The following is a 22,703-nucleotide window of genomic DNA, read 5'->3' on the forward strand; positions in this document are numbered from 1 at the left end:
ACGACATGCGCAAAATCAAGAACCTTAGAGCGCAAGGAGCCAGTCCGAAAGACCGCGACACGCTTTAAGGCCAGACGAAGCCGATCTTCTTGAGCTGCTTGCGATCGAAGGTCTCGATGCCCTCGCAGAAATCTGCGCCGCCCTGACCGCGATAGAAGCGATCGGCATTCTCGTTTTCCTCAAGGCACCAGACCACCAGTCCCTTGCAGCCGAGGGACTTCAAGAGCCGGCGCGCTTCGCCGAAGAGAAGCCGGCCAAGACCGATGCCTTGATATTCGGGGCGAAGATAAAGTTCGTAGATCTCGCCTTCCTGCGGCAGTGCGCGGGCGCGGTTGAGACCGAGCGTGGCGTAGCCGGCGATCTCACCGGCAACATCGAGAACCAGAAGCGTCGCCGGGCCGCTGGTCGCCTTGCGCCACCAGGCTTCGCCACGGCGCTCGATCATATGGCTGAGCGCGCGATGCGGAATGATGCCGGTATAGGTGTACTGCCACGACAGGCGATGCACCTCGGAAATGGCCCGGGCATCATGCGGTTCAGCCCGCCGAACATCGATCGACAACGTCTTCATAACGGCTACTCTGGTCCCGCCAGCGAAAATTAACCATCCACAAATCATGCGGATCAGCAACTTGCCCACAGTCTTTATCCGTGGACGGCTGCTGAAAATTAACGCATTTTTAACCTTTGCCACAAGGGCTCAAAAATCGAACACACAAAATAAAACCCCGGCACAGTGGCCGGGGTCAATTCGTCCGAAGCGGTACGAGTCGCTCTATTATGCGTAGCGAGCCTTCTCGAAACGCTTACGCTCGTTTGGATCGAGGTACATTTTGCGCAGGCGGATCGACTTCGGCGTGACTTCGACCAACTCGTCGTCCTGGATCCAGGAGAGCGCACGGTCGAGCGTCATGCGGATCGGCGGGGTGAGCTTCACGGCTTCATCCTTGCCCGCGGCGCGGATGTTGGTGAGCTTCTTGCCCTTCAGCACGTTGACTTCGAGGTCGTTGTCGCGCGAGTGGATGCCAATAATCATGCCGGCATAGACCTTCTCGCCGGCGTCGATGATCATCGGGCCGCGGTCTTCCAGGTTGAACAGGGCGTAGGCCACGGCTTCGCCGGCTTCGTTGGCGAGCAGCACGCCGTTGACGCGGCCGCCGATTTCGCCCTTGTAGGGCTGATAGTCATGGAACAGACGGTTCATGACGGCCGTGCCGCGGGTGTCTGTTAAAAGTTCCGACTGATAGCCGATCAGGCCGCGGGTCGGCGCCCAGAAGACGAGACGCACGCGGTTGCCGCCTGAAGGACGCAGCTCGGCCATTTCGGCCTTCCGCTCGGACATCTTCTGCACGACGATGCCGGAGTGCTCTTCGTCCACGTCGATAACGACTTCTTCGATCGGCTCGAGAAGCTGGCCGTCCTCGTCCTTGTGCATGACGACGCGCGGACGCGACACGGCGAGTTCGAAGCCTTCGCGGCGCATGGTTTCGATCAGAACCGCAAGCTGCAATTCACCGCGGCCGGAAACATAGAACGAGTCCTTCCCTTCGGCTTCTTCGATCTTCAGCGCGACATTGCCTTCGGCTTCCTTGAAGAGGCGGTCACGGATGACGCGCGAGGTGACCTTGTCGCCTTCGGTGCCCGCGTAGGGGCTGTCGTTGACGATGAAGGACATGGTGACGGTCGGCGGGTCGATCGGCTGTGCGATCAGCGGCTCGCTGACCTGCGGGTCGCAGAAAGTGTCGGCGACCGTACCCTTGGAGAGGCCGGCAATCGCGACGATGTCACCCGCCTGCGCTTCTTCGATCGGCTGGCGTTCGATGCCGCGGAAGGCGAGGATCTTGGAAATACGGCCGGTTTCGATCGTGTTGCCATCGGCGTGCAGGACCTTGACGGCCTGGTTCGGCTTGATGGAGCCGGAATGGATGCGGCCGGTGATGATGCGGCCAAGGAAGGGGTTGGCTTCCAAGATTGTGCCGATCATGCGGAACGGACCTTCGCCGACGGTCGGCTCCGGAACGTGCTTGACGACGAGATCGAGCAGCGGCCCCAGACCTTCGTCCTTCGGACCCTCGGGCGAATAGTTCATCCAGCCGTTACGGCCGGAACCGTAGAGGATCGGGAAGTCGAGCTGCTCGTCGGTGGCGTCGAGATTGGCGAAGAGATCGAAGACCTCGTTGATGACTTCGTCGGCACGGGCGTCCGGACGGTCGATCTTGTTGATCGCGACGATCGGGCGAAGACCAACCTTCAGCGCCTTGCCGACGACGAACTTGGTCTGCGGCATCGGGCCTTCGGCGGCATCGACGAGAACGATCGCGCCGTCCACCATCGACAGAATGCGCTCGACCTCACCGCCGAAGTCGGCGTGGCCGGGGGTGTCGACAATGTTGATGCGGGTATCCTTCCAGACGACAGAGGTCGCCTTGGCGAGAATGGTGATGCCGCGTTCCTTTTCCAGATCGTTCGAGTCCATGACGCGTTCGGCAACGCGCTGGTTCTCGCGGAAGGAGCCGGACTGCTTCAGAAGCTCGTCGACAAGGGTGGTTTTCCCATGGTCAACGTGCGCGATGATCGCGATGTTGCGAAGTGCCATATGTCTTAATCTCTGAGGCTGGGGCGCTGTATAAAGCAAACAGGCCAATTACATTTGGCGCGCTCATACCCTTTTTTTCGCGTTTGCGAAAGGGGGGAGGCGCGAAAGCGGCAGTAAGCTCGCCTACAACCTCTGCCGACGCCTCAATTTCGCGTTGTTCAACAGCAAGTGTCATCAATAGGAAACACAGCAGCTACCGCATGCGCGCTGTGACGGTCACGCCGCTGCAACATTCTCCATCTGCTTGCGCACACCGTTAAACACCTGCGCCGGCACGCGCAAACTGACATCTTCCTGATAGAGTGCCCTCACCTCGTCGAGACGTTCGTCCACCTCGATCGCCAGCGCGGCGAGACGATCGAACATTGCCAGGCGAACCGGAGATATCTCTTCGCCAGGCTGTGGCATCGGCCCCCAGTTGTCCCAGGGAAGCATCTCCACTTTGTTGAGGGCGGCGAAGTCTCGGACAAGATTCATCGCAATGAACCAGAAGCCCGACTCGTCGAAGATGCCAAAGGTGCCAGGATCCGCATTGCCGGCGCGGCAGCGTTGCCAGGCTTCGCCAGCTCTGAGGAATTTGCCCGGCGGCAGGTCAAGCGGTTCGAAATCGAGCTTCAAGGCAGCACGCTGGAGATCGTCGATCTGGAAATCCGCAGACACCCAGCGCCGCCCATCCCAATATTCTGTGATCCAGTGATCGATGCCCTTGCCGGCCTCGAAATACATGCCGAAGCCGCAGCGGGCGCGCGCTGGCACGCCTTGAGCCCGTAGCGCTGCGCACGCAAGCGCCGCGAAATGGCGGCAAACGCCGATGCTCCGTTTGGCAGGCGGGCGCGGGACGCCAAACGGCGCGGGATCGATCTCCATGATAGTATCGAGCATCTCCCGCACGGGCCGCGTGTGAGATTGCGCCCTCCGCGCCGGCGTGAGCTCCTGATGATACCACGGCGCCCAGGCATCATGCAGCAGCACGCCATGCACCGACGCAGCAACGCCCTCGACTCCATCGAGCGCGGCAAGAGCCTCAGCATGCGGCCCACCGGCGGTCATCGGGCCGGGCCGCATGTAGTACTCGAAAGGGCTATCGAATCCGCTCATAACGCACCCTGATTAAATTGCCGCATCGGAGCAAGGCCCAAGCATAGCTGTCGCCCAGATCCCGCAGACAGATTTACCACCGAACGACGCAATTTCGCCGGTCGGACATTCAGGCCGCCAGACCCTTCTTGCGTAGCATCGTATCCCGGCTAGGTAGCGCGCTTCAGCAGCCACGCATCATGATCCCTCAAGAAGACCTTGAGGCGATCGGGATAGTCATGCGTCACAGCATCTCGCACACTTCGCCGTGAAGCCAATTCTGCACGCCATGCCGCGACACGCGGCAACGCATCGAATATGCCGGCCGGTGTGATGGTATCGAACACGCCAAAGTAACGGAAGATCGGTGCGAAGACCACATCGACCAGGCTGAACGTTCCGCCGGCGAAAAACGGTCCATCCTTCAATTCAGCCTCGACACGACCAAACTTGTCGATCAACGCGTTGCGCTTGACCTCATAGATCTCTTCATCTTTGGCGGTCTCGAACCCCCACAAATCCGAAAGGATGGAAGAGCCGAACTCGATCCAGCCGCGATGCCGAGCACGCGCCAGCGGATCGGCCGGGTGGAGCCTGGGGCCTGATTGAGTTTCCTCAAGATATTCGCAGATCACTGCGCTTTCGAACAACACCATTTCCGCCCCGTCGCGCTGCTGCACGATCAGGAGGGGCACCTTGCCGAGCGGAGAAATGGCAAGAAACCAATCGGGCTTTGCCGACAGATCGACATAACGGAGCTCGAATGGCACGGCCTTTTCAGTAAGCATGATGACGGCCCGCTGAACGTAGGGGCAAAGATGGTGGCTGACGAGGGTCAACTTTGCGTCGAACATGATCAAATCTCCTATTGTCTGACCCAGCGAATGGGGCATGGAAGCATCTCCGTTCAGGATAGATGTAATTGCATCTATATCCAGGCTTGCCAAGCCAGTCAATATAGATGTAATTGCATCCATGTCCGATTGTTCAGATGTCAAAACCCCACAGCCCTCGCCCGCCATCACGCGAGCATGGGTACGCCTCATGCGCACGCAGCAAATCGTCCTTGCGGCGATCGAGCAGGATCTGAAGGCGGCCGACCTGCCGCCACTCGGCTGGTATGACGTGCTGCTGGAGCTGGCGCGGGCCACGGACGGCAGGTTGCGGCCCTATGAGATCGAGGAGCGCACGCTGCTCGCGCAGCATAACCTGTCTCGCCTCCTCGACCGGATGGAAAAGGCTGGTCTTGTTCACCGCGAGGTATTTTCCGAGGACGGCCGGGGCCGCTGGGTGGTTATCACCGAGGCAGGGAGTGCCATGCGCAACCGCATGTGGACCGTCTATGCTTCGGCGCTTCAACGCCACCTGGGCGACAAGCTAGACAACGCCCAAGCCGACCAACTGGCCGAACTGTTGGCTGTGCTTTCGCGCAAATCCTGATTGGCCAGGCAAAATCAATCCAAACCAAATGCGGCCACATGAGCCGGTCGCAAAAGTTGACCTTTCGCGACTGACTTTTGCTGCATGCCGAAAGCAAGAATCAAGCCGCCAGACCCTTCTTCTTTAGCATCGCATCGGGGCTCGGCAGCTTGCCGCGGAAGGCCTTGTAGGCATCTTCGGGGTCGATCGAGCCACCGACGGAATAGATATTGGCCTTCAATTTCTCGGCCATATCCGGATCGAAAGCGTCGCCGGTTTCCTCGAAGGCGGCGAAGGCATCGGCATCCAGCACTTCCGACCACATGTAGGAATAATAGCCGGCCGAATAACCATCGCCGGCGAAGACGTGCTGGAAGTGCGGTGTGGCGTGGCGCATGACGATCGATTTCGGCATGCCGATCTCCGACAGCACCTCGGCCTGAACCGCCATCGGATCCTCGACGGCGCCGCGGGTATGGAACGCCATGTCGACGAGCGCCGACGAGGTGAATTCCACAGTGTTGAAACCGGCATTGAAGGTGCGGGCGGCGAGAACCTTGTCGAGCAGCGCCTGCGGCATCGGTGCACCGGTTTCGTAGTGGACAGCATATTCCTTCAGGATCGCCGGGACGGTCAGCCAGTGTTCATAAAGCTGCGACGGCAGTTCGACGAAATCGCGGGAAACACCGGTGCCCGAAACTGAGGGATAGGTGACGTTCGAGAGCATGCCGTGCAGCGCATGGCCGAATTCGTGGAACAGTGTGCGCGCGTCGTCGATCGACAGCAGCGCCGGCTTGCCTTCGGCGGGCTTGGCGAAATTGCAGACGTTATAGATGATCGGCAGTTCGCCGATGTGACCGTTCTTCAGCGGCAATTTGTGCTGCGACTGAAACGAGCTCATCCAGGCGCCGGAGCGCTTCGAGCTGCGGGCGAAATAGTCACCGAGGAACAGCGCCACCAGCTTGTCGGAGCGATCCCGGATCTCGAAAACGCGAACATCTGGATGATAGGCGGGAACGCCCTTCTGCTCGACGGCGCGGATGCCGAAAAGACGGCCGGCGACATCAAAGCAGGCGGCGATGATCTTTTCGAGCTGCAGATAGGGCTTCAGTTCCGTTTCCGAAAAATCGAACTTCCGCGTCCGGATCTTCTCGGCATAGTGCCGCCAATCCCAGGGCATGACCTCGTGATTGCGGCCTTCCTCCGCGATCAGTGCGGCGATATCGCCCTCTTCCTCGCGCGCGCGTTCCGCCGCCTTTGCCCAAACGGCCTTCAGGAGCTCGTTTACGGCCTCCGGCGTCTTGGCCATGGTGTTGTCGAGCTTGAGTTCGGCATAATTGCCATAGCCGAGCAGCTTGGCCTTCTCGGCCCTCAGCGCCAGGGTTTCCTTGATGATGTTGCGATTGTCGGTCCCGCTGCCGTTTGCACCGCGCGCTACCCAGGCTTTGAAGGCCTGTTCGCGCAAATCGCGACGCTCCGACGACGTAAGGAAGGGCTCGATGATCGAACGCGAAAGCGTGACGGCATATTTGCCCTCTTCGCCGCGCTCGCGCGCTGCCGCCGCCATCGCATCCCTCAGAAAATCGGGAAGACCGGCAAGATCCGCCTCTTCGGAGAGGATCAGCGCCCAGCCCTTTTCATCGGCAAGCACATTCTGGCCGAACTGCGCGCCGAGGCCCGCCAGCTTCTCGTTGATCTCGGCAAGCCGCTCCTGTTCCGCCTTCGGCAGCTTGGCGCCCGACTTCACGAAACCCTTCCAATGCCGCTCCAGCACGCGGGTCTCTTCCACCGTCAGGCCGAGGTCTTCGCGCGCTTCCCAAAGCGCGTCGATGCGGGCGAAAAGCGCGGCATTCATACCGATCTTCGAATAATGCCGCGACATCTTCGGAGCGATCTCACGCTCCAGGGCCTGGATCACTTCGTTGGTATGCGCCCCAGCCCGGTTCCAGAACAGAGAGGACACCCGTGACAACTCGTCACCGGCGCTTTCGAGCGCGGTAACAGTGTTGGCAAATGTCGGCGCCTCGCCATTGTCGGCGATCGCATCGATCTCCGCATTGTGCGACGTAAGAGCTGCTTCAAAGGCAGGCGCAAAATCGGCGTCTTTCACGGCGTCGAAACGCGGCAGGCCCTGATGTCCTGTCCATTCGACGAGCGCTGGGTTGACGGCGGTTTGGGAAGACATGCAAGCGGTCCTTTCGGCAGGCATCTGATCGAAACACGATATAAGGCCCCATCCGCCAAATTAGTATGGCGAGGGCGGAACAAATAAAGAGGAATGTTCAGGCTTTACGCCAGCCGAGCAAGCCGGGTGTCGCGTGCCACAGCGCCTGTGCCGCAAAGCCCATGAACAACACTCCGGAGCAGCGCACGATCAGCCGCTCGTGAGCACGATAGAAACGCCGGACCGTGCCCGCACCGATAATGCCGATCAGGATAATGTCGGCCGTGACGAAGCCGGCGAAGGAAACGGTGAGCAGCAGCGGCAGCGCGTTGAACGTCAATGCTCCCGCCGAGCCCGCCACCAGTGCGGTAAAGGTTGCCAGTGCGACAGGATATCCTTTGGGGTTGGTGACGCCGAAGATCAGGCCGCGGCGGAACGGGCGGTCGACATTGAGCAACGCCTTGCCATCCTTCTTCGGCTTGGCGGTGACGGCACTCCAGCCGATCCAAGCAAGATAGAAGCCGCAGAGCAATCCCAGCAGATCGAAGACAAAGGTGCCGATAGTTTTCGCACCAACGATTGCAACCAGAGCGAGCGACGACCATACGAGATCTCCGACGAGATGGCCGCTCATGAAGAAAGCACCGGCCTTGCGCCCCTGCCCCGCACCGATGCCAAGCAGCGCCAGGAAAGCGGGGCCGGGAATAAGCACATAGAACAGCGCCGCCAGGAAGGCGCCGACGATAAGTGATTGCGTCATATTGGAAGTTCCCGATGGTGATGGCGGCAGATTAACAAGGCGCCAGATCCGGTCAAGCTAAACAAGTTGCTTGAGGAATGAAGAATCCATTGTATTCGAGGGGTGAAATCAATAAAGATTTATCGGGGCCTAAAAACAAGCGTAGGTAGGGAAGCGCTTATGAGTAGCAGGATAGATACGGATTCACTTGCCTTTCTTGTGGCGGATTGCGCCAGACTAATGCGAGCAGCATTTGAACGGCGCATCATGGCAGCGGGACTCGGTTTGACGGCAGGTGAAGCGCGCACGCTGATCCAGGTCGCGGCCGTTAACGGCAGCCGTCAGCTCGATATCGCCACTCGCATGGGGCTGGAGCCGATGACGGTCAGCGCCTTTCTCGACAAATTGCAGGCGCGCGGCTTGATCGAGCGTCAGCCCGATCCGCTCGACCGTCGCGCCAAGCGCATCGTCCTGTCGGAGGAGGCAGGCGCCAAGCTGAAACAGATCGGCTGCGAGATTTGCGCGGTGGAGAAGGACGCGATGCAAGGCTTCGATCACGGTTTGCAGGATGACCTTCAGCATGCACTCCGCACTTTCCGCACCAATCTGCAGAACGCGGAGCAGCCGGCAGAGATGGAACGCGAATTGAGGGCTGTAGAGTAAATTCACGCCCTCCGCATAAAAAACCCGCCTCCGGCAATCGGAAGCGGGTCTTTTTGTTGGAAATCTGATTACTTCGACAGATTGCGTTTGCCGAGCGTGCGCAGACGCAGCGCATTGAGCTTGATGAAGCCAGCCGCATCCTTCTGGTCGTAGGCACCCTGGTCGTCTTCGAAGGTCACCAGCTTGTCGGAATAAAGCGACTTCGGGCTTTCACGGCCGATGACCATGACGTTGCCCTTGTAAAGCTTCAGCGTCACCTCACCTTCGACATGCTCCTGGCTCTTGTCGATCAGCGCCTGCAGCATTTCGCGTTCCGGCGAGAACCAGAAGCCGTAGTAGATAAGCTCCGCGTAACGCGGCATCAGCTCATCCTTGAGGTGAGCTGCGCCGCGATCGAGCGTGATGGATTCGATGGCGCGGTGGGCAGCAAGCAGGATCGTGCCGCCGGGGGTCTCGTAGACGCCGCGCGACTTCATGCCGACATAGCGGTTCTCGACGAGATCGAGGCGACCGATGCCGTTGTCACGGCCGTAGTTGTTGAGCGTTGCAAGCAACGTCGCCGGGCTCATGCGCTGCCCGTTGATCGAAACGGCATCACCCTTTTCGAAGCCGACCTTGATGACGGTCGCCTTGTCGGGAGCGGCTTCCGGCGAAATCGTGCGCATGTGCACATATTCCGGCGCTTCCTGCGACGGATCTTCCAGAACCTTGCCTTCGGAAGAGGAGTGCAGCAGGTTGGCATCGACCGAGAACGGCGCTTCGCCCTTCTTGTCCTTGGCAACCGGAATCTGATGCTTTTCGGCGAATTCGAGCAGGTCGGTGCGGCTCTTGAACGACCAGTCGCGCCACGGGGCGATGATCTTGATGTCGGGGTTCAGCGCATAGGCCGACAGTTCGAAGCGGACCTGGTCGTTGCCCTTGCCGGTCGCGCCATGGGCGATCGCATCGGCACCGGTCTTGCGGGCAATATCGATCAGGTGCTTGGAGATCAGCGGGCGCGCGATGGACGTGCCGAGCAGATAGACGCCTTCATAAACCGCATTGGCACGGAACATCGGGAAGACGAAATCGCGCACGAACTCTTCGCGCACGTCCTCGATATAGATTTCCTTGATGCCGAGCATCTCGGCCTTCTTGCGCGCCGGCTCGAGCTCTTCGCCCTGACCGAGATCGGCGGTGAAGGTGACGACTTCGGCGCCGAGTTCCGTCTGCAGCCACTTCAGGATAATCGAGGTGTCGAGACCGCCGGAATAGGCGAGAACGACTTTCTTCACGTCTTTATGTGATGCCATGATGATGAGGTCCGTTTCAATGCGAGCCCGCGGAGAGGCCCGCCAACCCTGTATCGCGGCACTTTTAGCGAGATTATCGCGAGGCGCAAGGGGAAGGGCAGTCAGTTCATGTCGCGTTCGTGACAAGGCAAGCGCGGTATCTGCCTCTGCGATGCCTGATTTCGATTTGACACATCAAATCGAGGGATCATATCTCCAGTATGCAGACAACATTTTGGGGAAGGCGACGCTCGTGACTGATATTCAAGAGATTTTCAAGAAGGCCAATGTCGCCGTCATCACCGGCGGCGCCTCCGGCATCGGACTTGCGGCGGCGAAATATTTCGCAAAGCTCGGCATGAGCGTTGCGATCGCCGATCTCGGCCGCGACCGGCTGGCCGCCGCGCGCGCCGAGCTCGAAGCGATCGCCGGCGTGGATCAGATCATGGCCGTCGAGACCGACGTTGCTCATAAGGAACAGCTGGAGGCTCTCGAACGCGCTGTCCTGCAGCATTTCGGCCGGGTGCACGTGCTGATGAACAATGCCGGCATCGGGCCGGAAACCTCGATTTTCAGCCCGCAGGCCGGCTGGGACAACATCCTTGGTGTCAATCTAATGGGGGTCATCAACGGTACGCGCGTTTTCGGACCCGGCATGCTCGCCCATGGCAAACCCGGCCTGATTATCAACACCGGATCGAAGCAGGGCATCACCACGCCGCCCGGCAATCCGGCCTATAACGTCTCCAAGGCCGGCGTGAAGGTCTTCACAGAGGCCCTGCAGCACGAGCTGCGCAATACCGCAGGCGCCAAGATCGCCGCGCATCTCCTGATCCCCGGCTTTGTCTTCACCGGCCTCACCAAGGGTGACCGCCAGGAAAAACCGGCAGGCGCCTGGACACCGGAACAGACGGTCGATTTCATGGTGGAGAGCATCAAGCGCGGCGACTTCTACATCCTCTGCCCCGACAACGACGTGCAGCGGCCGACCGACGAGCGCCGCATGCTCTGGGCGGCCGGCGACATCATCGAAAACCGCCCGCCGCTGTCGCGCTGGCATCCCGACTATGCCGACAAGTTCAAGGCATTCCTTGAAAAGAAGGATTGATTTGCAAAGCGCTGAAAGCCGGATAAAAACATTGATCCTTTTATCCGGCTTTCGGAGCATGTCATGGACTTCATACCCAGCCTGCCGACCCTTCTGGCTTTTTCTGCCGCGAGCTTGCTGCTGGCGGCAACCCCAGGGCCCGATATGACCCTGTCGATCAGCCGCGCCTTGGCGCAGGGCAAGAAGGCGGCACTTTTCGTGGTCCTTGGCACCAGTCTCGGCATTGTCGTCCATACATGCCTGGTGGCTTTCGGCGTTTCAGCCTTGATTACCGCATCGCCGCTTGCCTTCACCATTCTGAAAACCGGCGGCGCCGCCTACCTGCTGTGGCTGGCGATCCAGGCGATCCGTTTCGGCTCCAGCCTGTCGGTCAAGAAGGTCGATGAGGCCAGGGGCACGCCACTCACCAACGTTTCAACGGGCTTCTGGGTCAATCTGCTGAATCCGAAGGTCATCATCTTTTTCATGACCTTCCTGCCGCAGTTCGTCACCGCGGGCGATCCGGCCGTCACGCACAAGCTCCTGTTCCTGGGCTTCTTCTTCATCCTGATCGGCATGCCGGTAAACACCATCGTCGTCCTTGCCGCCGATGGTCTGGCGTCCTGGCTGCAGAAGAACCGCGGCGTCATGCGCGGCCTCGACTACACCTTTGCCAGCGTCTTTTCGGTCTTCGCGGTGAAGATCTTCCTCACCCATTCCCGGTGAAAACAGCGACGCGTCCCGCAAACCGGCCAGCGATCCACCAATAGAGTGTGGCGCTGGTGGCGCCGAGAAATGCAAAGCAAACGACGACGGTGATCAGGTTCAGGGTCTGCGGCCTCTCCAGGTTGCCCGAGATGAGGACTGAGGCCGCTGCCGACAGCAAGGCGCCATAGATAGCATAACCGTACCAGCGGCGCATGCCGCGCCATTCGAAAATCGCAATGACGACAAGCGATGGCACGACGCTGACTATCATCGCCAGCTTGGTCATCGCGATGGTCAGTGCGAACAATTCCGGTGCGGCCATCCCCGGCATCGTCCAGGCCGCAACGCAAGCCAGCACGAAGCCCATCAGAACACAGGCTCCGAGATAGCCCCACAGAAGCCGCATCGGCCTGCGCAAACCGAGCAGCATCAGTCTCAATCCTCGCCGTGGTTGGCGATCATCATGGCTTCGAAAGCCAGTCGTTCGGTCTTGCGCATGCGCTCCGATTCCGACTTCAGCTGGCCGCAGGCGGCAAGGATATCGCGGCCGCGCGGTGTGCGGATCGGCGAGGCGTAGCCGGCCGCGTTGATGAAATCGGCAAACTTCTCGATCTGCTCCCACTCGGAACACTGGTAATTCGTGCCCGGCCAGGGATTGAACGGGATGAGATTGATCTTTGCCGGAATGCCTTTCAGAAGCTGGACCAGGCCTTTTGCGTCTTCGAGGCTGTCGTTGACGCCCTTCAGCATCACATATTCGAAAGTGATGCGCCTGGCGTTCGAAAGGCCGGGATAGGCGCGGCAGGCGTCCATCAACTCCTTCAACGGATATTTCTTATTGATCGGGACCAGCATGTCGCGCAGGTCATCCCGTACGGCGTGCAGCGAGATTGCCAGCATGACACCGATCTCGTCGCCGGTGCGGTAGATTTCCGGCACGACGCCGGAGGTGGAAAGCGTGATGCGGCGCTTGGAGAGCGACAGACCATCGCCATCGGAGGCGATCAGCAGCGCCGTCTTGACGCTCTCGAAATTGTAGAGCGGTTCGCCCATGCCCATCATAACGATGTTGCTGACCTTGCGGCCTTCGGCTGGCATAACTGTCCCTTGCGGCGCCTCACGGTCCGGAAAATCACCGAGCCGGTCACGCGCGAGAAGCAATTGCGACAGGATCTCCTCGGCCGTCAGGTTGCGGACGAGGCGCTGCGTACCGGTGTGACAGAACGAACAGGTGAGCGAACAGCCGACCTGGCTGGAAATGCAAAGTGTGCCGCGGCCCTCTTCCGGAATGTAGACGGTTTCCACTTCGACCGGCCGGCCTGCTCCGCGTGGCGGGAAACGCAGCAGCCATTTGCGGGTACCGTCGTTCGAAACCTGCTCCTCGACGATCTCCGGCCGGGCGATGGTGAAATGCGTCTTCAGCATCTCGCGCATGTCCTTGGAGACATTCGCCATGGCATCGAAATCGGAGACGCCGCGCACATAGATCCAGTTCCAGAGCTGGCTGACGCGCATCTTGATCTGCTTGACGGCGACGCCCTTTTCCTTGAGCGCCGCACCCATTTCCTCGCGCGTCATGCCGATTAACGACGGCTTCGGCGAGAGCTCGACCGGATGCGAGACCGGCATCGGCTTCAGCTTGGGTGGGGTCATGACATCGATCGCGGACATAGGATCATTCCATGGTTCATATCGGCGATGCCCCCAAAAGCTTGAAAGCTGTGGGCGCGGGCAAGGCACTGAGATCAGAAGGTTCATTTGGTGCGGAGCAAAGAAATTGCGAATACACCGCTCATCGGCGGGCCTTTAGCATTAATTTCAGCCCGCGTCATCCCTCCTGGAAAAGCAGAAGGCCAGCCACGCGGGCCGGCCTCATCGTTTCGGTCTCCACAAAGCCTGCGATCACTTTGCCGTGATCAGGCTGTATCGATCTTATTTACAGCTTTCGATCTGCTTCAGCGCGGCGCTGACGCCCTTCAGCGAGTAGGTGTAGGAGGTGCCGGTGCCCTTCTTCGAGGTCGCGGTGACCTTCAGCGAATGGCCCGACTTCAGCGCTGCGACCAGCGCCGGCTCCTGGGCGGCATTCTCGACCCACGCGGCCTTGTCCTTGGTGAACATCACGAAGGTCTTGTTGTCGATGACCACGTCGACCTTCGAATTCTCCTTGAGCGGATAGCCCATCATCGCCTGCGGTTCGTAGGAGATGTTCTGGCCCGGACGCTGGGAAACGATGAAGAAGTTGTCGCCATGGTCGATACCGGAGGCCGGAAGCTTGGCCGTCGGCACGGAGAGAACGTAGCAGACCTTGCCGGCCCCGGACTGGTAGGAATAGGCACCCCAGGCGTCGAACTGCTGGATGCGAGTCGGAGCCGCCGGTGCCGCTGCCTGCGCCTGTGCGGGCGCCGTCTGCTTCTTGGCCTTGGTCTGCGCGGATGCGATGCCGGTGCCGGCCAGAACGAGCGAGAGGGCGATTGCGAAGCTTTTTACAAACATGGTTTCCTGCCGATTTCTTGCGGTCCAGAGCTCGAGGCGATTTGAGTAACGCACACCTATGCTCATGAGCTGCCCTATTTTGACTTTATTTAGGTTACCAAACCGTCAACGGGGCGGTGACCGCCCCTGGTCTGTGTCATTTCGATTCAAGGTGCCGCGCCAGGCCCGAAATACATCAGGAAGAATTGGAAAACCCGGATGGTGAAACACCACCCTACGGAATCGATTTAAGACAAAAAGATTCAGGCAAGAGTTTGACCTCTCTAAAATCAGGAACGCCTCATAAAAGTCTGGAAACCCGGCAGGAATCCGTAACGGCCGATCGCACGGGAATTAAGCCGTCTTCGCTGCCTCGAGCTCGTCGGCCAAGGCCCGATCCGCGGCGTCATAATGCTCCTGGCGAATGTGGCCCTTGATCATGCCAAAGGCAATCGTCAGCACCGCGACATCATCCGAAAAGCCGATGACGGCAAAAAAATCCGGGATGATATCGACCGGCATGACGAAATAGCCGAGCGCTGCCAGCAGAATGCCGCGAACACGCGTTGGCGTCTGCGGATCGAGCGCGCAATAGAAGGCTGCGACGACATCGCGGGAAAACGGGATATAGCGCGCAGCCCTGCGCAGGGTCGGCCAGAACTTGCTGCGCACCGTCTTCTCCTGCCGTTCCTGCGTCTCTTCGTCACCAGGCATCAGGATTTCCCCGTACTTGATGTCATCCATTCCACTCATCCCTATAGGAAGCCCTTCCTGGGCCGCATCAAACATATGGTGATGGGTACCTGCGATTCAATCAGCTCGCCGCGTTGCGGCCTTTTCCATAGCTTTGGCGAGCTTGATGTCCTGCTCCGTCAGGCCATTGGCATCATGCGTCGTCAGTTTCACGTCGACGCGGGAATAAACGTTGAACCATTCAGGATGGTGATTGAACTTCTCCGCCGCCAGGGCCGCCTCGGTCATGAAGCCGAAGGCTTCGACGAAATTGCGGAATTTGAAGCTCTTTGAAATCGACAGGCGGTCGGCCGCCAAGGCCCAGCCGCTGAGCTCAGCGACGTTTTCATCAATTGCCGCCGGTTCCAGCTTTTCGTATTTCATGACAAGATCACTCCTCTCAATCGGTTGAACGATACCATGGACCGTCACAAGATTCTTTTTGTTTGCGCTGGCAATATCTGCCGTTCACCGCTCGCCGAAGGCATCTTCCGCCATCTTGCGACAGAAGCTGGCCGTGCCTCCGAGTTCGAGATCGATTCGGCCGGCACCGGCGGCTGGCATCAGGGCGAGAGGCCGGACCGCCGCTCAATAGCCGCGGCCGCAGACCACGGCGTCGACATTTCCGGTCAACGCGCCCGCCGCATCGAAGTTGCCGACTTCGATCGTTTCGACCTGATCCTGGCAATGGATCAAGACAATTTGAAGAATTTACGCAAAATCGCGCCTGCCGATGCACTCGGCAAGCTCCACCTCTTCAACGCCTTCACGCTTGGCAGCAACAAAGACATTCCTGACCCCTACTACGGAGGCCATGAGGATTTCGAAGCGGTCTACACCAAGCTCTTGGCTGGCTGCATTGCGCTGTTGCCCATGGTGGGAAAAGCACTGCGGGCCTCGTGAAGGGGAAAAACCTCTTCGGTGAGATAGGGACCACCGCCGACCGATTCGCGCGATGACAACAGCACGAAGCGCCCTACCGTGAACGGAGCGGTGTGAAAGTTGCCGCGGCCGGAGAGATAGTGCACGACATCGTCGACACGCGAAGACTTCAGCCGCGCCAGCGTGACATGCGGCGTGAACTTCCGCGGGTCCGGCGGCAAGCCGATGCGCTGGCAGATCCGTTCGATCTCGCCCTGCAGCGCATACATATCGGGCGTCTGCGTAACGCCGGCCCAGACCGAATGCGGTTTCTTCGAGCCAAAGGAGCCGATGCCTTCCAGCCGAAGCTGGAACTCGGGCCGATCGATGCGATCCAGCCGCTCGACGATTTCATCCGCAGTGCGACCATCGACGTCGCCGATGAAACGAAGAGTGATGTGGTAATTTTCAACGTCGATCCACCGGGCTCCGGGAAGACCGCCGCGCAACAACGAAAGGCTCATGGCCGCGTTGCGCGGAATTTCGAGGGCGGTAAAAAGTCTCGGCATAACGAGCACTCCCCGAATCTCTTGCAGATATCAGCAGGGAATCATGCAATTGCAGCCGGTGCAAGCTCCTATTTCGCGCCTGCGGCAATCGTCCCAATGAAACTGGTCGCTACGGGCTGGAAGCGCTGCACCATGATGTCGACGCCCTGCGGGTTCGGATGCATGCCATCCTTTAACTGTAGATCCGCATGCATGGCAACGCCATCGAGAAAAAATGGATAGAGCGTGAGTCGATATTTGTCGGCTAACCGCTTGTACATCGAGTTGAACCTGGCTGCATAATCCGGGCCCATGTTCGGCGGCGCCAGCATGCCGGCGAGCAGGACGGGAATGTTGCGCTCCTTCAGCCGACTGATGATGGTGTCGAGGTTCTTTTCCGTCTGTTCGGGCGGAATGCCGCGCAATGCATCATTGGCGCCGAGCTCGAGAATAACGCCGTCGGTTCCATCCGGCACCGACCAGTCGATGCGCGACAGGCCGCCAGAGCTGGTGTCCCCTGACACGCCGGCATCGGCGATTGCCACATCCAGCCCCTTGGCCTTCAGCGCTGCCTCCAGCTTGGCGGGAAATCCGTCGCCCGGCGGCAGCTGGAAACCGGCCATCAGGCTGTCGCCGAGGCCGACCAATTGGATCGTCCGAGCATCGGCGGCACCGGCCGCGCCAAAGAAAAGACCGAAAGCAATGACAGCGAAGTGAAACGCGGCAACTTTAAAACTCATGATCTATTCCCTAAATTCGCCGTGAGGGCCAACTCGAGCCCGCCATGGTCTCTGATGTATATAGGGCGTTCGCATTGGCAAAAACCATCATCGAGCTAAAGAAGGCGGATTTAACGCTCGGCAACGCCGCCGCCTCCGTTCACGTGCTGAAAGGTATCGACCTCACCGTTAGCGAGGGCGAATCAGTCGGTATTGTCGGCCCCTCTGGCTCCGGCAAGTCGACGCTGCTGATGGTGCTTGCCGGCCTCGAAAAGCTCGACAGCGGTGAACTGCTGATCCGTGACACGCCGCTGCATAGCCTGAGCGAGGACCGTGTTGCGGATTTCCGCGGCCGCAATATCGGCATTGTCTTCCAGTCTTTCCATCTCATTGCCAATATGACAGCGCTGGAAAATGTCGCCGTTCCGCTGGAGCTGGCCAATGTCCGCGATGCATTCGACATCGCCCGGCGCGAATTGGAGGCTGTCGGCCTCGGCGAGCGGCTGAGCCACTATCCCGGTCAGCTTTCGGGCGGCGAGCAACAGCGCGTGGCGATCGCCCGCGCACTCGCCCCGTCACCCGCCCTTTTGATCGCCGACGAGCCGACCGGCAATCTCGATACCGACACCGGCAGGCAGATCGCTGATTTGCTTTTCGCCCAGCAGGCCGAACGTGGCACCACGCTGCTGCTCGTCACCCATGATCCGGCGCTCGCCGCCCGTTGCTCGCGCCAGATCCACGTTCGCTCCGGCGAAATTGAGGGCGACAGCGCCCGCGCGCGCACCAATCAGGCGGCGATGGCATGACCGCGGCCGGAGCGCGTCTCACGCTTGCCTTTCGCCTGGCGCTGCGTGAATTGCGCGGCGGTCTCAGCGGCTTCTACATCTTTCTCGCCTGCATTGCTCTCGGCACCGGCGCGATCGCCGCCGTCAACTCCGTCTCGCGCTCGATTACCGACGCCATCTCGACACAGGGCCAGTCGCTGCTCGCAGGCGACGTCCGCTTCGAGCTCAACAATCGCGAGGCAACGCCGGACGAACTGAGCTATCTAAACAGCCTCGGCCAGCTCTCCCAATCCACCGGCCTGCGCTCCATGGCCCGCCTGCCTGATGGCTCCGACCAAGCGCTGGTCGAGGTCAAGGCGGTCGACGGCGCCTACCCGCTCTATGGCACCTTCGAAGCTGATCCGGATCAGCCGCTATCAACGCTGCTCGCTGCCAAGGACGGCACCTGGGGCGCGGTCGTGGCTCCCCTGCTGCTCGAGCGGCTGAACCTCAAGATCGGCAGCGAGCTGCTGCTCGGCAACACCAAGCTCAGAATCACCGGCACGGTGAAGACCGAGCCGGATTCGGTGTCGGAAGGTTTCGGCTTCGCCCCACGATTGCTCACCAGCCGTGACGCTTTGGTCGCCTCGAGCCTGATCACGACCGGAAGTCTCGTCGAGCAGGTTTACAAGATCCGCATGAACGACCCGGCAGTCGACCTCAGCAACATCGCCGCTCGCGCCAACACGGCTTTCCCTCAGGCCGGTTGGTCGATCCGGACCAGCGACCGGGCGGCCCCTGCCCTCGCCGACAATATCACCCGCTTCTCGCAATTCCTGACATTGGTCGGGCTGACGGCGCTGATCGTCGGCGGCGTCGGCGTCGCCAATGCCGTGCGCGCCTTCCTCGATTCCAAGCGCACAACTATCGCCACCTTCAAATGCCTGGGCGCACCGGCCTTGGTCGTGGTGATGATTTACCTGATCCAGATCGCCTTGATTGCGCTGGCCGGCATCGCCGTCGGTCTCGTCCTCGGTGCCATTGCGCCATTGCTCGCTTCACAGTTCATGGTCGAATTTCTGCCGATCTCGACCGCGCCGCAACTTTACCCTGGCCCGCTGACGCTCGCAGCGCTCTTCGGCCTGCTGACGACGCTTGCTTTCGCCATCCTGCCGCTCGGCCATGCCCGCGAAGTGCCGGCAACGGCGCTCTTCCGAGAACAGGGTTTCGAGACCCGCCGCTTGCCGAGCTGGCCATACCTGCTCACCGCCGGCCTGCTGATGGCCGCCCTTGCGGTGCTCGCGATCTTCACCGCCTATGACCGCTACATCGCCGTCGTCTTTGTCGTCTCCATCGCCGCCGCCTTCGTGGTGCTGCGCGCCGTCGCCGCCTTGCTGGCATGGCTTGCCCGCCGCAGCCCGCGCGTTCACTCGCCCGCCCTGAGATTGGCGATCGGCAACATCCATCGGCCGGGTGCGCTCACCGCCTCCGTCGTCCTCTCGCTCGGTCTCGGCCTGGCGCTCCTGGTGACCTTGACCTTGATCGACGGCAATATGCGCAACGAGCTGACCGGGCGCATGAGCGAGCAGGCGCCGAACTTCTATTTCGTCGATATCCAGGGCTCGGAGCTCGACGGCTTCCGCAAAGTCGTGGAGGCGCAAGCGCCCGAGGGCAAGCTCGTCGAAGTGCCGATGCTGCGTGGCCGCATCGTCGCCTTTAACGGCCAGGACGTAACCAGGATGAAGGTGGCGCCGGCAGGGCAATGGGTGTTGCGCGGCGACCGCGGCATCACCTATGCCGAAACCATACCGGAGAACGCGGCCCTGACGGAAGGACAATGGTGGGGCATGGATTACAGCGGCGAGCCTCTGGTCTCCTTCTCCGACGAAGAAGGCAAGGCGCTCGGCCTGAAGCTCGGCGATACCGTGACCGTCAACGTGCTCGGCCGCAACGTGACGGCCAAGATCGCCAGTTTCCGCAAGGTCCAATGGCAGTCGCTGTCGATCAATTTCGTCATGATCTTTTCGCCCAACACCTTCAAGGGTGCGCCGCATGCGTGGCTCGCGACGCTCACCGATCCCGCCGCTACATCGACACAGGAAGCCGCGATCCTGAAGAACGTCACCAACACCTACCCGACGATCACGAGCGTCCGAGTCAAGGATGCGCTCGATATCGTCAACACACTGGTCGGACAGCTTGCCGCCGCTATCCGGGCCGCGGCCTCCGTCGCGCTCATCGCATCCGTGCTGGTGCTTGCAGGCGCGCTTGCCGCCGGAAATCGCGCACGCACGCATGACGCGGTCGTGCTGAAGACACTCGGCGCGACGCGCGCGATGCTGATCCGCGCCTTCAGTTACGAATATCTGATCCTGGGGGCTGCAACGGCTGTCTTCGCACTGCTCGCCGGGTCGGTGTCCGCCTGGTATATCGTCAGTCGCATCATGCACCTGCCCTCGACCTTCCTTCCAGACGTTGCCTTTTCGACCCTCATCATCGCACTGCTGCTGACGGTCGGGATCGGACTGGTCGGCACCTGGCGTGTGCTTGGCCAGAAGGCAGCACCCGTCCTGCGCGAACTCTGAGAGCGGAACGCCGAAAATCGGCATCGCTTTCCGGAAAGGCTTGTGCGCAACCAAGACGCTTCAACCATTAACGAAGCGCCCGGAAATTACCCGATATTACACCGATTTAACCCTGCCGCCGCCGCTTAGGCCTTGTGCACCCGGCCTGAAAGCCTCATATTCTGTGCAGGCATGCTGGAGCTCCGCAGCGGCGCCCGGGACCAAACGCCCGACACCGTACTCACATCGGAGCTTAAAAGAGGAAAACATGGCTGACTTTCGCAACTACCCAAACCGGACGCCGCAAACAGGCGCGCAGACCGGCGCGATGATCGATGAGGGCCTTCGAGCCTATATGCTCAAGGTCTATAACCTGATGGCGCTGGGTCTGGCGATCACAGGTTTTGCTGCTTACGGCGCCTTCTCGCTCGCATTCGCTGACGGACAGCTTACGGCTTTCGGCCAGGCAATCTACCTGAGCCCGCTGAAGTGGGTCATTATCTTCGCGCCGCTGGCAATGGTGTTCTTCCTGAGCTTCAGGATCAATCGCATGAGCGTGGCCGCCGCGACGACGACCTTCTGGGTCTACGCCGCGCTGGTTGGCCTGTCGCTGTCGTCGATCTTCATCATTTACACGGGCCAGAGTATCGTGCAGGCCTTCTTCGTGACCGCCGCGTCCTTCGGCGCGCTGTCGCTTTACGGTTACACGACCAAGCGTAGCCTTTCGGCTATGGGCTCGTTCATGATGATGGGTCTCTTCGGTCTGATCATCGCCATGCTCGTCAACATCTTCCTGCAGTCTTCTGCGGTGCACTTCGCCATCAACGTTCTTGGCGTTGTGATCTTCGCAGGCCTCACCGCCTGGGATACGCAGCGGATCAAGGAAATGTACTATGAAGCCGACGATGTTGCAGTTGCTGGCCGCAAGGCGATCATGGGCGCGCTGACGCTCTACCTGGACTTCATCAACCTGTTCATGTTCCTGCTGCAGTTCATGGGCGACCGCAAATAACTGCCGCGGCATGAATGATCGTTCGAAAAGGCGGCTTCGGCCGCCTTTTCTATTTGCCTTGATGCCTCGCACGCGGCTTTATATCTGCTTCTTGAAATTGCAGATCAGGCAATAAAAAGCAGATGTCCTTCAGCCTTCGCAACGCCGCCCCGACCGACCTTCCCTCCATCACCTCGATCTATCGCGACTCCGTACTGAACGGTACGGCCAGCTATGAGATCATCCCGCCGAACGAAGAGGAGATGGCAGGTCGCTTCCAGGCGATCCGCGACAAGGGCTATCCCTATATAGCCGCGGAGGGCGAAGACGGCGCCTTTCTGGGCTATGCCTATGCCTCGGCATTCCGCACGCGGCCGGCCTATCGCTGGATGGTGGAGGATTCGATCTATCTCGCGCCCGAGGCCCGCGGCCGAGGCATCGGCAAAGCGCTGCTGGCAGCTCTGGTGGAAACCTGCCAGACCCTCGGCTTCCGCCAGATGATCGCCGTCATCGGGGGCGCCCACCCGGCTTCCGTTGCCCTCCACCGCGCCGCTGGCTTTATCGAGACTGGCCTGTTGAAAGGCACCGGCTACAAGCACGGCCGCTGGCTGGACACGATGCTGATGCAGAAGGCACTCGGCGAGGGCGTGCAAACCGACCCCGATCCGTCGATCTATCCGGGGACGTTGTTCAGCGAATAACGCGGCAGGAGAAGATCACTTCTTCACCAACTTCAGCTGCTTATCGAAGACCTTCAGCACTTGGCTCAAGTCGTGGCCGCGCTTCAGGATCATGCCGTTGGTATTGATCACGGAAAAGGCGCCCTGCTTGGCGGCGAGCTTTGGGTTTTTCTCGATGCGGAAGAGCGGCAGTTCACCGGAACGTTTGAAAACCGAGAAAACCGCCTTTTCCCTGAGATGGTCGATGGCGTAGTCACGCCACTCGCCCTCGCCGACCATGCGGCCGTAGATCCACAGGATCGCGTCCAGTTCCCTGCGATGGAAGGTTACAGGCAGCGGGTCCTTGCTCTGTTTATATTCTCTGAGATCAACGACGACGGAAGAAGTGGTGTCGACGGAACGGCTTTCGCCGTGTCGCAATTCCGGCTGATCAGTCATCAATCCCCCAAGGGTTGTGTCATGACAAGAAAGTGACAGTTTGCCTCAGCCACGGCAAATTGCAAGACCGGGGGCTGCTCACAATTTCTTGCGCTCGAAGGAAAGCGTCTTGGCGCCGCCGCATTTCAGTCAAAACGACGCCCAATTTTCCAGAACTATAGGCAGCCGTTTGGCGCCGCCGCGCCAAACGGCCCGGCCGGGGCGTATCGA

The 22,703-nt window shown here is 60.1% G+C and carries 24 protein-coding genes; 9 read left to right on the top strand and 15 right to left on the bottom strand.

The features are described from left to right. Positions 1-64 precede the first annotated feature (64 nt). The 4 genes from PY649_RS11695 to PY649_RS11710 form a co-directional block, all read right to left on the bottom strand. Positions 65-571, bottom strand: a complete 507-nt coding sequence (locus tag PY649_RS11695) for a GNAT family N-acetyltransferase (protein WP_285868540.1) — start codon at positions 569-571, stop codon at positions 65-67. 207 nt (positions 572-778) lie between these two features. Further along, complete coding sequence (typA, locus tag PY649_RS11700; protein WP_285868541.1) at positions 779-2,596, bottom strand: translational GTPase TypA; 1,818 nt, start codon at positions 2,594-2,596, stop codon at positions 779-781. 216 nt (positions 2,597-2,812) lie between these two features. Beyond that, entirely contained in the window at positions 2,813-3,694 is an 882-nt protein-coding gene (locus PY649_RS11705; RefSeq protein WP_285868542.1) for a transglutaminase domain-containing protein, read from the bottom strand. A gap of 149 nt (positions 3,695-3,843) precedes the next feature. Beyond that, positions 3,844-4,527, bottom strand: coding sequence for a glutathione S-transferase family protein (locus tag PY649_RS11710; RefSeq protein WP_285868678.1), 684 nt, complete (start codon positions 4,525-4,527; stop codon positions 3,844-3,846). A gap of 121 nt (positions 4,528-4,648) precedes the next feature. On the opposite strand from PY649_RS11710, the gene PY649_RS11715 reads away from it, so the two are divergent. Further along, a complete protein-coding gene (locus tag PY649_RS11715; RefSeq protein ID WP_285868543.1) occupies positions 4,649-5,113 on the top strand; it encodes a MarR family winged helix-turn-helix transcriptional regulator in 465 nt (154 codons plus the stop codon). A 100-nt stretch (positions 5,114-5,213) separates the two neighbouring features. Here PY649_RS11715 and PY649_RS11720 read toward each other — a convergent pair whose 3' ends face one another. Beyond that, positions 5,214-7,277, bottom strand: a complete 2,064-nt coding sequence (locus PY649_RS11720; RefSeq protein ID WP_285868544.1) for a M3 family metallopeptidase — start codon at positions 7,275-7,277, stop codon at positions 5,214-5,216. A gap of 97 nt (positions 7,278-7,374) precedes the next feature. Beyond that, complete coding sequence (locus tag PY649_RS11725; protein WP_285868546.1) at positions 7,375-8,016, bottom strand: LysE family translocator; 642 nt, start codon at positions 8,014-8,016, stop codon at positions 7,375-7,377. A 159-nt stretch (positions 8,017-8,175) separates the two neighbouring features. Between PY649_RS11725 and PY649_RS11730 the strand changes: the two genes are divergently transcribed. Beyond that, positions 8,176-8,658, top strand: coding sequence for a MarR family winged helix-turn-helix transcriptional regulator (locus PY649_RS11730; protein ID WP_285868547.1), 483 nt, complete (start codon positions 8,176-8,178; stop codon positions 8,656-8,658). Between the two features lie 68 nt (positions 8,659-8,726). Here the strand turns inward: PY649_RS11730 and PY649_RS11735 are convergent, their stop codons facing one another. Next, on the bottom strand, positions 8,727-9,950 hold the full coding sequence (locus PY649_RS11735) for an argininosuccinate synthase (protein ID WP_285868549.1): 1,224 nt from the start codon (positions 9,948-9,950) through the stop codon (positions 8,727-8,729). 232 nt (positions 9,951-10,182) lie between these two features. On the opposite strand from PY649_RS11735, the gene PY649_RS11740 reads away from it, so the two are divergent. Both PY649_RS11740 and PY649_RS11745 read left to right on the top strand, forming a co-directional pair. After that, a complete protein-coding gene (locus PY649_RS11740) occupies positions 10,183-11,037 on the top strand; it encodes an SDR family NAD(P)-dependent oxidoreductase (RefSeq protein ID WP_285868550.1) in 855 nt (284 codons plus the stop codon). Positions 11,038-11,100: 63 nt separating this feature from the next. After that, the gene (locus PY649_RS11745) at positions 11,101-11,742 is read left to right on the top strand and encodes a LysE family translocator (protein ID WP_285868551.1); all 642 of its coding nucleotides are present in this window, start codon (positions 11,101-11,103) and stop codon (positions 11,740-11,742) included. Here the strand turns inward: PY649_RS11745 and PY649_RS11750 are convergent. The 5 genes from PY649_RS11750 to PY649_RS11770 all read right to left on the bottom strand — a co-directional run bounded on the left by PY649_RS11750 (position 11,726) and on the right by PY649_RS11770 (position 15,312). Beyond that, a complete protein-coding gene (locus PY649_RS11750) occupies positions 11,726-12,154 on the bottom strand; it encodes a hypothetical protein (RefSeq protein WP_285868553.1) in 429 nt (142 codons plus the stop codon). The genes PY649_RS11745 and PY649_RS11750 overlap by 17 nt on opposite strands. Positions 12,155-12,159: 5 nt before the next feature. Continuing rightward, the gene (rlmN, locus tag PY649_RS11755; protein WP_285868554.1) at positions 12,160-13,395 is read right to left on the bottom strand and encodes a dual-specificity RNA methyltransferase RlmN; all 1,236 of its coding nucleotides are present in this window, start codon (positions 13,393-13,395) and stop codon (positions 12,160-12,162) included. Positions 13,396-13,656: 261 nt separating this feature from the next. Further along, on the bottom strand, positions 13,657-14,217 hold the full coding sequence (locus PY649_RS11760; protein ID WP_285868556.1) for an invasion associated locus B family protein: 561 nt from the start codon (positions 14,215-14,217) through the stop codon (positions 13,657-13,659). A 333-nt stretch (positions 14,218-14,550) separates the two neighbouring features. Continuing rightward, positions 14,551-14,940 (bottom strand): YkvA family protein, encoded by a 390-nt coding sequence (locus tag PY649_RS11765; RefSeq protein WP_285868557.1) that lies wholly within the window; start codon positions 14,938-14,940, stop codon positions 14,551-14,553. 66 nt (positions 14,941-15,006) lie between these two features. Continuing rightward, complete coding sequence (locus tag PY649_RS11770; protein WP_285868558.1) at positions 15,007-15,312, bottom strand: 4a-hydroxytetrahydrobiopterin dehydratase; 306 nt, start codon at positions 15,310-15,312, stop codon at positions 15,007-15,009. A gap of 36 nt (positions 15,313-15,348) precedes the next feature. Here PY649_RS11770 and PY649_RS11775 point away from each other — a divergent pair, with 36 nt between their 5' ends. After that, positions 15,349-15,831, top strand: coding sequence for a low molecular weight protein-tyrosine-phosphatase (locus PY649_RS11775; protein WP_285868560.1), 483 nt, complete (start codon positions 15,349-15,351; stop codon positions 15,829-15,831). Here the strand turns inward: PY649_RS11775 and thpR are convergent. Further along, positions 15,762-16,358, bottom strand: a complete 597-nt coding sequence (thpR, locus tag PY649_RS11780) for an RNA 2',3'-cyclic phosphodiesterase (protein ID WP_285868561.1) — start codon at positions 16,356-16,358, stop codon at positions 15,762-15,764. The genes PY649_RS11775 and thpR overlap by 70 nt on opposite strands. A 68-nt stretch (positions 16,359-16,426) precedes the next feature. Next, positions 16,427-17,077, bottom strand: a complete 651-nt coding sequence (locus PY649_RS11785; protein WP_285868564.1) for an arylesterase — start codon at positions 17,075-17,077, stop codon at positions 16,427-16,429. Between the two features lie 74 nt (positions 17,078-17,151). Here PY649_RS11785 and PY649_RS11790 point away from each other — a divergent pair, with 74 nt between their 5' ends. The 4 genes from PY649_RS11790 to PY649_RS11805 all read left to right on the top strand — a co-directional run bounded on the left by PY649_RS11790 (position 17,152) and on the right by PY649_RS11805 (position 22,076). Beyond that, positions 17,152-17,862 (top strand): ABC transporter ATP-binding protein, encoded by a 711-nt coding sequence (locus tag PY649_RS11790; protein WP_285868679.1) that lies wholly within the window; start codon positions 17,152-17,154, stop codon positions 17,860-17,862. Continuing rightward, a complete protein-coding gene (locus PY649_RS11795) occupies positions 17,859-20,405 on the top strand; it encodes an ABC transporter permease (RefSeq protein ID WP_285868565.1) in 2,547 nt (848 codons plus the stop codon). The genes PY649_RS11790 and PY649_RS11795 overlap by 4 nt, the downstream gene beginning before the upstream one ends. 247 nt (positions 20,406-20,652) lie before the next feature. Continuing rightward, positions 20,653-21,396, top strand: a complete 744-nt coding sequence (locus PY649_RS11800) for a Bax inhibitor-1/YccA family protein (protein WP_285868566.1) — start codon at positions 20,653-20,655, stop codon at positions 21,394-21,396. Between the two features lie 122 nt (positions 21,397-21,518). Further along, positions 21,519-22,076: a GNAT family N-acetyltransferase gene (locus PY649_RS11805; protein ID WP_285868567.1), complete on the top strand. Its 558-nt coding sequence runs from the start codon at positions 21,519-21,521 to the stop codon at positions 22,074-22,076. A 15-nt stretch (positions 22,077-22,091) separates the two neighbouring features. Here the strand turns inward: PY649_RS11805 and PY649_RS11810 are convergent, their stop codons facing one another. Next, complete coding sequence (locus PY649_RS11810; protein ID WP_285868568.1) at positions 22,092-22,493, bottom strand: DUF2794 domain-containing protein; 402 nt, start codon at positions 22,491-22,493, stop codon at positions 22,092-22,094. Positions 22,494-22,703 lie beyond the last annotated feature (210 nt).

This window comes from Rhizobium mayense (assembly GCF_030272705.1).
In the GTDB taxonomy this organism is placed as follows: domain Bacteria; phylum Pseudomonadota; class Alphaproteobacteria; order Rhizobiales; family Rhizobiaceae; genus Rhizobium; species Rhizobium mayense.

What these genes read in the sequence shown, in the direction of transcription:
- PY649_RS11695 (WP_285868540.1), bottom strand. Translation starts at nt 571, where the DNA reads ATGAAGACGTTGTCGATCGATGTTCGGCGGGCTGAACCGCATGATGCC.
- typA (WP_285868541.1), bottom strand. Translation starts at nt 2,596, where the DNA reads ATGGCACTTCGCAACATCGCGATCATCGCGCACGTTGACCATGGGAAA.
- PY649_RS11705 (WP_285868542.1), bottom strand. Translation starts at nt 3,694, where the DNA reads ATGAGCGGATTCGATAGCCCTTTCGAGTACTACATGCGGCCCGGCCCG.
- PY649_RS11710 (WP_285868678.1), bottom strand. Translation starts at nt 4,527, where the DNA reads ATGTTCGACGCAAAGTTGACCCTCGTCAGCCACCATCTTTGCCCCTAC.
- PY649_RS11715 (WP_285868543.1), top strand. Translation starts at nt 4,649, where the DNA reads ATGTCCGATTGTTCAGATGTCAAAACCCCACAGCCCTCGCCCGCCATC.
- PY649_RS11720 (WP_285868544.1), bottom strand. Translation starts at nt 7,277, where the DNA reads ATGTCTTCCCAAACCGCCGTCAACCCAGCGCTCGTCGAATGGACAGGA.
- PY649_RS11725 (WP_285868546.1), bottom strand. Translation starts at nt 8,016, where the DNA reads ATGACGCAATCACTTATCGTCGGCGCCTTCCTGGCGGCGCTGTTCTAT.
- PY649_RS11730 (WP_285868547.1), top strand. Translation starts at nt 8,176, where the DNA reads ATGAGTAGCAGGATAGATACGGATTCACTTGCCTTTCTTGTGGCGGAT.
- PY649_RS11735 (WP_285868549.1), bottom strand. Translation starts at nt 9,950, where the DNA reads ATGGCATCACATAAAGACGTGAAGAAAGTCGTTCTCGCCTATTCCGGC.
- PY649_RS11745 (WP_285868551.1), top strand. Translation starts at nt 11,101, where the DNA reads ATGGACTTCATACCCAGCCTGCCGACCCTTCTGGCTTTTTCTGCCGCG.
- PY649_RS11750 (WP_285868553.1), bottom strand. Translation starts at nt 12,154, where the DNA reads ATGCTGCTCGGTTTGCGCAGGCCGATGCGGCTTCTGTGGGGCTATCTC.
- rlmN (WP_285868554.1), bottom strand. Translation starts at nt 13,395, where the DNA reads ATGTCCGCGATCGATGTCATGACCCCACCCAAGCTGAAGCCGATGCCG.
- PY649_RS11760 (WP_285868556.1), bottom strand. Translation starts at nt 14,217, where the DNA reads ATGTTTGTAAAAAGCTTCGCAATCGCCCTCTCGCTCGTTCTGGCCGGC.
- PY649_RS11765 (WP_285868557.1), bottom strand. Translation starts at nt 14,940, where the DNA reads ATGGATGACATCAAGTACGGGGAAATCCTGATGCCTGGTGACGAAGAG.
- PY649_RS11770 (WP_285868558.1), bottom strand. Translation starts at nt 15,312, where the DNA reads ATGAAATACGAAAAGCTGGAACCGGCGGCAATTGATGAAAACGTCGCT.
- PY649_RS11775 (WP_285868560.1), top strand. Translation starts at nt 15,349, where the DNA reads ATGGACCGTCACAAGATTCTTTTTGTTTGCGCTGGCAATATCTGCCGT.
- thpR (WP_285868561.1), bottom strand. Translation starts at nt 16,358, where the DNA reads ATGCCGAGACTTTTTACCGCCCTCGAAATTCCGCGCAACGCGGCCATG.
- PY649_RS11785 (WP_285868564.1), bottom strand. Translation starts at nt 17,077, where the DNA reads ATGAGTTTTAAAGTTGCCGCGTTTCACTTCGCTGTCATTGCTTTCGGT.
- PY649_RS11795 (WP_285868565.1), top strand. Translation starts at nt 17,859, where the DNA reads ATGACCGCGGCCGGAGCGCGTCTCACGCTTGCCTTTCGCCTGGCGCTG.
- PY649_RS11800 (WP_285868566.1), top strand. Translation starts at nt 20,653, where the DNA reads ATGGCTGACTTTCGCAACTACCCAAACCGGACGCCGCAAACAGGCGCG.
- PY649_RS11805 (WP_285868567.1), top strand. Translation starts at nt 21,519, where the DNA reads ATGTCCTTCAGCCTTCGCAACGCCGCCCCGACCGACCTTCCCTCCATC.
- PY649_RS11810 (WP_285868568.1), bottom strand. Translation starts at nt 22,493, where the DNA reads ATGACTGATCAGCCGGAATTGCGACACGGCGAAAGCCGTTCCGTCGAC.